The sequence below is a fragment of the bacterium genome (genome assembly GCA_018812485.1).
Taxonomy (GTDB): Bacteria; JAHJDO01; JAHJDO01; order JAHJDO01; family JAHJDO01; genus JAHJDO01.
Genome location: JAHJDO010000131.1, coordinates 1 through 7639, shown reverse-complemented (window position 1 = coordinate 7639; position 7639 = coordinate 1). Strand labels below are relative to the sequence as shown.

The 7639-nt window shown below is 40.4% G+C and carries 7 protein-coding genes; 5 read left to right on the top strand and 2 right to left on the bottom strand.

The genetic code is table 11. From position 1 onward, the window contains the following. Positions 1–144: 144 nt before the first annotated feature. Genes KKC91_11210 through KKC91_11200 form a run of 3 tightly spaced genes read left to right on the top strand, consistent with a single transcriptional unit; the run spans position 145 to position 1552 of the window. Positions 145–549, top strand: coding sequence for an outer membrane protein assembly factor BamE (locus tag KKC91_11210; GenBank protein ID MBU0479121.1), 405 nt, complete (start codon positions 145–147; stop codon positions 547–549). Between the two features lie 11 nt (positions 550–560). Beyond that, positions 561–1118: a hypothetical protein gene (locus KKC91_11205; GenBank protein ID MBU0479120.1), complete on the top strand. Its 558-nt coding sequence runs from the start codon at positions 561–563 to the stop codon at positions 1116–1118. Positions 1119–1162: 44 nt separating this feature from the next. Further along, positions 1163–1552, top strand: a complete 390-nt coding sequence (locus tag KKC91_11200) for a hypothetical protein (protein MBU0479119.1) — start codon at positions 1163–1165, stop codon at positions 1550–1552. On the opposite strand, the gene KKC91_11195 is transcribed toward KKC91_11200, so the two are convergent. Further along, positions 1492–3147, bottom strand: a complete 1656-nt coding sequence (locus KKC91_11195; protein ID MBU0479118.1) for a recombinase family protein — start codon at positions 3145–3147, stop codon at positions 1492–1494. The two genes, KKC91_11200 and KKC91_11195, sit on opposite strands and share 61 nt — an antisense overlap. 8 nt (positions 3148–3155) lie before the next feature. Then, a complete protein-coding gene (locus KKC91_11190) occupies positions 3156–3608 on the bottom strand; it encodes a DUF2924 domain-containing protein (protein ID MBU0479117.1) in 453 nt (150 codons plus the stop codon). A 318-nt stretch (positions 3609–3926) separates the two neighbouring features. Here KKC91_11190 and KKC91_11185 point away from each other — a divergent pair, with 318 nt between their 5' ends. Beyond that, on the top strand, positions 3927–6425 hold the full coding sequence (locus KKC91_11185; protein ID MBU0479116.1) for a site-specific DNA-methyltransferase: 2499 nt from the start codon (positions 3927–3929) through the stop codon (positions 6423–6425). A gap of 2 nt (positions 6426–6427) precedes the next feature. Next, positions 6428–7639, top strand: a 1212-nt coding sequence (locus KKC91_11180) for a DEAD/DEAH box helicase family protein (GenBank protein MBU0479115.1), incomplete at its 3' end; no start/stop codon positions are given.

Sequence of the window (7639 nt, the reverse complement as noted above, 5' to 3'; positions counted from 1 at the left end):
CAAGGAAGCTTTTGGGAATAGTTTATCGAGCTTTAAAATACGATTTAGTATATGAAGATTTTAATCGTTACAAATTGGCAGCAACTTAAATAAAACCAAAGTCTTATGAGTAGATGAGGCTTGATTTTTAACATAGGAGGGGTTATGAAAAAAATATCTTGTTTATTCTTGAGTCTTTTATTTTTATTTGGTTGTTCAACCGCTAGCTCTCACTCGAAGTCAGTTAAATCAGATGCAGGCGATAGAATAACTGTGGGGAAAGTTCAACGTGAGATTCGCATTGGAATGCCATCTTCTCAGGTTATTGAGGCATTGGGTTCGCCTAACATAGTATCAACAGATGAAAACAGGTTAGAGGTCTGGGTTTATGATAAGATGGCTACAGATGTATCTTATTCAAACAGTGATGGCGGTGTTTGGTTAATACTAGGAGCAGTTGGCGGATCTTCAGGAGCGGCCTCAAAAACCCAGAGGACGCTGACTATAGTTATAAAATTTGACGAGGATAAGAAAGTCCGTGATTTTGCGTATCATTCTTCCAGTTTTTAAAGGAGAGTAGCATGAAAGAAAGATATAAGTTTTTAAGGTTTCTTGTCATATTTTTATGTTTAAGTATTATTGGTTGTGCTAGTATTCCAAAAGGTTTCCTGAAACCTAACGAAACTACTTTAGAGAGAAGACAGTTACAAATAAGGCAATATGATACAACAAATGAGGAACAGATCTTGGCAGCTGTCGCTGGTGTCTTGCAGGATTTAGGTTTTACTCTGGATAACAGTGAGACTAAATTAGGATTTGTAGCAGCCTCTAAAAAAGCCGATGCGAAAAGCGGAGGTCAAATGACAGCCGCGTTTTTTCTTGATATGCTAGACGCTTTAGGAGGAAGAAAGGGTCAGAATATGGCCCAATGCGATAAGGAGCAAGTTGTTAAAGCCTCATTAATTACAAAACCAAGTCTTGATGGAAGCAAAATAGTTGTTCGAGTTACTTTTCAGAGAGTAGTTTGGAATATGAATAATCAAATTAGCAGGGTAGAGAGTATTAATGAACCGGAAATATATCAAAAGTTTTATGATAGTTTATCAAAAGCAATATTTTTGGAGGCTCAGAAAATATGAAAAAACTAATTAGATATTTTGGTATTTCTGCGATTTTATTATCTATGGTCGTTTTATCATATGGGTGTGCGACTACAGCTGGGAAGGCTTTTGAAACTAGCGAAAGTCAGGTTAAATTAAGAAGCATGCAGACAAGGGCTTTCGACACAACAGATAAGCAGAAAATGATGCAAACCGTGATAAGTACTATGCAAGATTTAGAATTTGTAATCGATAAAGCTGATCTGACACTCGGTTCTATAAGTGGGTCTAAGTTCCTTGGATATGCAGTTGTTGCAATGACTGTAACTGTTAGGCCTAGGGGCGAAAAACAATTGCTGGTAAGAGCAAATGCCCAGTATGGAATCAAATCTGTAGAAGATCCTGAAACATATCAAGATTTCTTTACTGCTTTGGAAAAAGCTTTATTCTTAACAGCACAACAGGTAGAGTGACCAGTACTATTATCAAGTGTGTTTTTCCACATTTCTTTCTGTTTTTTCCAATCAACTTCCATAATCAATTTGTAAATTTTATATTCTGGTATTTTGGATATTCCCACGTTTTCAGAAAAAAGTATTTCTTCTTGTATCTTTGGCGTTAACAGTAGGAAACTCATTATCTGATATATCCTCGGAAGATCCATATTAAGCCATCGTGCCACCTGTTTTAAATCTTTTGCTTCGCCTCTATCTATAAGATTCTGTATTTGATGCGCCAGGATCAAATTCTGGCGCAGAGGTGGTTCCTTTTTAATGGTATCCTCTTTAGGCGGCGGAGGAGGCACTATTATCTGTTTCAGGTTCACTTTGAATTCATGCCTTTTGGGATCTTTAAGCAGGGTAATGCCTAAGGTATCAATAGTGCAGTCCACTTCTTTGATCATCGTTTCCAATATAGCTCTTTGCTTTACCATTGGAGTCTGATTCCATTCATCCTGCGGTATATCGAAATCAGGGCATATTTTTCTTAAATAATCAACTACAGCGTGTTCCAATCTACGCGCGTTTACTGTCTTGGTAGGGCATGTGGCATAGCCTCTTTTATTGGCGCTTGAACAGAGATAAAATAGGTATTTATTGTTTCTCTTTTTTGCATAAGTATGAAGCATTGAGCATCCACAGGCCTTACATTTCACCATACGGCTTAAAAGGCCGGATCCTTTGGGAGTCTTTGCTCTAATGATGGCATCTCGATTCCTGTTGTTATAATCGCGGATTTCTTTGGCCTTTTGAAAGCTTTCCTCATCTATGATGGCCTTATGCTCACCTTCATAGATCTTGCCATGATAATCAACCTTACCAATATAGACTGCATTTTTAAGCATAAGCTGGATAGTTGTCTTCTTAAGCTTGATCCCGCCAGACAACATGCCTTTTCTTAAGTAAGTCTTGGTCCTATAGCCTTTCTCAGTAAGTATCCGCGTTACTTCCAGAATAGAGCGCTTCTGGATATAAAGATCGAATACTTCTCTGATTATCTTGGCCTCTTTTGGATTAATAACAAGCTTATGGTTTTCCTTATCAAGATCATATCCCAAAGGTGGCCTGCCGCCCATCCATTTGCCCCTCATGCGCGCAGCACCCATTTTATCGCGCGTCCTTTCGCTTATTATCTCCCGTTCGAACTGGGCAAAGGAGAGGAGGATGTTAAGTGTAAGCCTTCCCATGGAGTTATTCGTATTAAAATGCTGGGTTACAGATACGAAGGTGACATTATGATCTTCGAATAACTGGAGCAATTTGGCAAAATCTAAGAGAGATCGCGATAATCTGTCTACTTTATAGACCACCACGCAGTCAAACTTCTTAGCTTTTATATCAGCTATGAGCTTTTCCAGGGCTGGCCGTTCCATCGTGGCGCCGCTATAGCCAAAATCATCGTATTTTTCTTTAAGAGCGACCCATCCCTGGCCTTTCTGGCTGGCTATGTAGCTTTCAGAGGAATCTCTTTGAGCATCCAATGATGTAAAATCCTGCTCTGAGCCTTCGGCCACAGACTTACGTGTATAAATAGCGCACCTGACTAAATCTTTAACCTCATTTTTCATACATCTCCTTAAATATTAAAGAACTCATACCCGCTCCAGTGTGATCCAGTTATTTCCTGCGCCAGAGCAGTAAGAGTCTTATATATCTTATTACTATATTCAAAGCCTTTTTCCAGGACTTTAACCTCCAGCTTTTGGCCCTTGTAATTTTTCACGATGACTGTTCCTGGGATAGGCAGCCTTTCATCCCTGAAATCAGGCCTTTTCTTGATAGACTTTGACCGTAATGTCCTATTGTTAATAGGATCATATAACTCTATAAGCTCCTTGAGCCGTTTTTGAGCCTTCTTGGATAACCCACCATATTCAAGCTCCTGGAGCCTGTAAGCAATCCTGCGCCAAAGGTAAGTCCTGTTATTCGAAAGCGCATCTTTGCCATAAAGCTCGCTGTATTTTTTCTGAAGCGCATCAAGCGGCGCTTCCTTAAGCGCCATTATTTGAACCATCGCATTATCTCGCATTCAGGCCTCCAGTAGCCTATCTTCACTCGCTACCTATAGGGCCATATAATTAGAGATATAGCAAGGGAAATAGAGAGATATTTTTAGGTTGTGGAATAGTCCTAAAGAGGCTATAATAAAATACACTATGTGGAGATAGGGCAATTATGGAGAACCTACATATTATCAATTGAAAAATTCTTAAGCCGGGATCAAAAGCCCGGCTTTTAAGTTTGGAGGACAGTGGCGATTTGATAAAGCACAATTAACAAAAAGAATAAATGAATACAGGCGTTACGAGTATAAGATCCCTAAATAATAACAATGTAAGGTAAAAATATGCCAAGAGGACGAAAAAAGCAGAGTAAAGACATAAAAGTCGATGCGTATACTCATAAAGGTAAAAAGCGCAGGAATAATCCTCACGTTGGCCTTGTCTCAAGCGCGACAGATAAATTAAACGGCCGGACGAAATACAAGCATGATCCGTATATCGACCCATTTCTTAGTTGGGCAGGAAAAGCCGAAGGAATGAGTTTTGATGTTCAAAATGTCAGCTTGCATATCCATGAGCGTATTGACCCGAAGCGCATCGCCAAAGCTTTCCTAAAGAAAAAAGAGCAGAAGCAATTTCAGCTCGATCTATTCGAACAGCCGGACAATGACCCGCCGCTTACTAAAGCCATTGATTTTTATAAGCACGATCAGGACTGGGCAAATCGCCTTATTGCCGGTGATTCACTTCTGGTAATGAATTCACTGCTTAAGAAAGAAGGTATGGCCGGTAAAGTGCAAATGGTTTATATCGATCCGCCGTATGGCATTAAATATTATTCTAACTTTCAGCCTTTTGTTAATAAGCGCAGTGTTAAGGATGGTAATGATGCGGATATTCCTGCTGAACCTGAAATGATACAAGCCTTCCGCGATACTTGGAAGCTTGACGTACATAGTTACTTAACACATTTACGGGATCGACTCTTGTTGTCGAAGGAATTGCTAAACAGTGGAGGCAGTTGTTTTGTTCAGATTGGAGATGAAAATATACATCATGTTCGAGAAGTGACAGACGAAGTGTTTGGAAAAGATAATTTTATAAGTTTGATAACTGTTATTAAAACAGGTGGCTTGAGTAGTAAGTATGTTAGCGGGATAGCAGATTATTTGCTTTGGTATGCAAAAGATGCGAAAGAAATTAAATTTAGAAATATTTTCCTCCCCAAAGAATTAGGAAAGGAAGGCACATCTCAATATGTCTGGTTCGAAGATGATAAAGAAGATAAGAGACTAAAAAAAGAAGACTTGTTACGTGATGTTGATTTAAATAAGGTTTTTGCCGCAGACAATTTAACATCGCAGGGCAATGCAATAACAAACTATGAATATCAAGGAAAGATTTTTTCTGGTGGATGGAAAACTACCAATCCTGATGGACTTGATAACTTAGCAAGCAAGGGGCGCCTTAAGCCTATTGGTAATTCCCTAATGTATAAGAGATTTTTTAATGATTTTCCATATCAACAAATGACTAATGTTTGGAAGAATCTTTTACTTACTGGTTTTTCTGATGCAAAAATTTACGTTGTTCAAACTGCGACAAAAGTGATTGAAAGATGCCTTCTAATGACCACAGATCCTGGCGACTTGGTTCTTGATCCGACTTGTGGTTCAGGAACGACAGCTTACATGGCTGAACAATGGGGACGTCGGTGGATTACATGCGATACTTCGCGCGTAGCAATTACTCTTGCCAAGCAAAGATTAATGACAGCCAAATATGACTATTTTGAACTTGCACATCCTACTGAAGGTATAAAAAGTGGTTTTAAGTATAAAACTGTTTCGCATATTACACTTGGTGCAATTGCCAATAATGAGATACCTGCATTGGAAACTCTTTATGATCAGCCAGGTGTGGAAAAAGGTAAAGTGCGTGTAACAGGTCCTTTTACAGTTGAAGCAGTGCCATGCCTACGCGTAAGACCTTTTGAGGGTAACGAGCCAAAGGTTGAAGCCACAAAGGAAGAATTGGCACGAATTGGCGAAACAGGCAAGCAGGCTGAATGGCGTGACGAATTAAAAACCACCGGTATTCGCGCGACTGGCGGCAAAATCATCAAGTTTTCGCGTCTTGAACCGATGGTGGCTACAAGATTTTTGCACGCTGAAGGTGAAATTCTTGATTCTGGCGGAAAGAATAAACGTGCATATGTCAGCTTTGGTCCGGACTTTGGCCCGCTTGAGCAAAGGCACATTGAAGAAGCGATCAAAGAAGCGAGAGCTCTTAAAGCGAAGCCGGATTTTGTGATTTTTGCGGCATTTCATTTTGACCCTGAAGCGGCCAAAGACGTTGACCAGATTAATTGGCCCAGCGTGATCATTCTTAAAGCTCAAATGAGTGTAGATATGTTGACTAAAGATCTGCGTAAGAAGCGTTCTTCCAGCCATAGTTATTGGCTTATCGGCCAGCCTGATGTCGAGGTTAACAAGGCCAAGGACGGGAAATACAAAGTCAAAGTCCATGGGTTCGATTATTACAACCCTATTACAGGTGAGATTGAATCTAAGGGCACAAAAAATATCTCGATGTGGTTCTTAGATACCGACTACGATGAGAGAAGTTTATATCCAGATCAAGTGTTTTTCCCTGAAGGAAATTCTAAGCGGGATTGGTCGCGGCTTGCTAAAGCTTTGAAAAGTGAGGTTAACGAAGATTCACTTGATAAATTCTCCGGGGTTGAGGCTATTCCATTTTCTGCTGGAGAAAATAAAAAGATCGCAGTTAAAATTGTAGATACTCGCGGCATCGAATCGCTGGTAATTAAAAAGCTGGAGTGAGTATGAGCCAAAAAGAAATAGACCGTTTAATTATAAACAGCCCCTATGAAGAGCCCAAACAACACTGGCTATATATCCGGGAAACGCAGGAATTTGAGCTAAAGGATGGCCGCAGGCAGTCAGGCTATTGGCGCTCAACCGCAAAAACGGCGCAAAACTTTGATGACCCGGGCGAGTTTGTTTCAATAGAGTTGGTAAATAAAATCAGACCAAGAGTTAAGCAGTGGAAAGAAAATGGATATCCTAATGTTACCGGTGTCACACAGAAACTGCTTCGATTTTGGAATGATAATACTCAGCGCAATCAGCCATTCTTCTGGTGTCAGTTGGAAGCGGTTGAAACTGCTATTTGGTTGGCAGAATCCAGTCCTTCTGAGAAGCAAGGAATTGAAATTGCTAATGACGGGAGTTTATGGGAGAGACAATGTCTAAAACTCGCAACCGGTACGGGTAAAACCGTTGTTATGGCGATGCTCATTGCTTGGCAGGCTTTAAACAAGATTGCGAATCCCAAAGATCAGAGATTTTCAAAAAACATCTTAGTTATCGCCCCTGGATTAACTGTCCGCGATAGATTACAGGTGCTTTTGCCGGAGAATACGGAGAATTTTTATCAAATTTTTAGTATTGTAGATTCTACGATGTGGCAAGAATTATTACAGGCCAAAATTGTTGTCACCAACTGGCATACTCTGGCGCCAATCAATGAAAATTACGGCCCAAAGGTTGTGAAAAAAGGCCCGGAAAGCGAAGAGGCTTTTTTCCGTAGGGTCATGCCTGATTTTGGAAACGCTGGCAATATTCTGATAATTAACGATGAAGCGCATCATTGCCATCGTCCATTAGCAGATGAGGAAGAATCCGAAAAAGAAAAAGCCACGATTTGGGTAAGCGGCATTGACCGCATTCATGCATCTCGAGGTGTTTTGAGGGCCTACGACTTATCTGCTACACCGTTTAAGCCGACATGCAAAATTAATCAAGGCGAGCAACTGTTTACTTGGATCGTTTGTGATTTTGGTTTGAATGATGCTATTGAGAGTGGTTTAGTAAAAACGCCCAAGGTGGCAGTGCGCGATGATTCTAATGTGGGGCCGGACTTAAAGTCAAAGTTATTCCATATTTATCCAGAGGTACGCGAAGACCTTAACCGCCGCGCTGAGCCGAATGAGGGATTGCCGGATTTAGTGAGAAATGCGGTCAATATCTTGGGT